Source organism: Falsiroseomonas selenitidurans, from assembly GCF_012103215.1.
Classification (GTDB): domain Bacteria; phylum Pseudomonadota; class Alphaproteobacteria; order Acetobacterales; family Acetobacteraceae; genus Falsiroseomonas; species Falsiroseomonas selenitidurans.
Map to the genome: position 1 here is coordinate 1 of NZ_JAAVNE010000139.1, position 738 is coordinate 738.

At 72.0% G+C, this 738-nt stretch carries 1 protein-coding gene; it reads right to left on the bottom strand.

All coding sequences use genetic code 11. From position 1 onward, the window contains the following. Window positions 1-54: 54 nt before the first annotated feature. Window positions 55-738, bottom strand: a 684-nt coding sequence (locus HEQ75_RS27740; RefSeq protein WP_168035343.1) for a transposase, incomplete at its 5' end; no start/stop codon positions are given.

Sequence of the window (738 nt, forward strand, 5' to 3'; positions counted from 1 at the left end):
TAGCAGCCTGTCGGATTTGTCACACGCGTTTTGCAGGCGAGGCGGCGATTGAGGTCAGGCGAGCCGCAGGCGGTGAAGCCTGCGGCAGTTGTAGGCGAGAGCGGTCAGGGTCCACTCGGCGGTGACGTTGGCGAGACCGCGGAGTTGGAAGCGGGTGAAGCCGAGGGCGGCCTTGATGATGCCGAAGACGGGTTCGACGGTCTGCTTGCGACGGGCGTAGCGGGCTTTGGCATCGGGGGTGTCCAGCTTGGCCTGCATGTCGAGGCGCCAGGGCTCGGTGATGCGGCGCGGTGCCTTGGGCTGGGGCGGGGGGCGGAAGTCGTAGGGCCGGTGCGGCTGGGTGCGGCCGATGGCGACCAGCGGCTCGATGTCTTGGGCCTCGAGCGCGGCGACGGCCTCGGCGGAGGCGAAGCCGGTGTCGGCGAGGACGGTCTTCGGCAGGCCGATGCCGCGCTCCATCCCGAGGATGGTGCGGGCGAAGCTCGGCGCATCGGCGGGCGTGGCGACGACGGTGGTGGCGAGGATCAGTTGCGAGCCCTCGGCGCAGACCACGGCCTGGGCGTTGTAGGCCTGGCGGTATTCGTGCGCGTCGGAGCGGCGCATCAGCGCGCTGTCGGGATCGGTGAGGTTGGACTGGCGGGTCGGCGGCGGGTCGTCCTCGGGTGGCTTGGGTGGGCGGCCGCGCCGGCGGCCGGCCTTCGCCTCGTAGGCGGCGCGCCTGGCCTCGTAGTCCGGCCG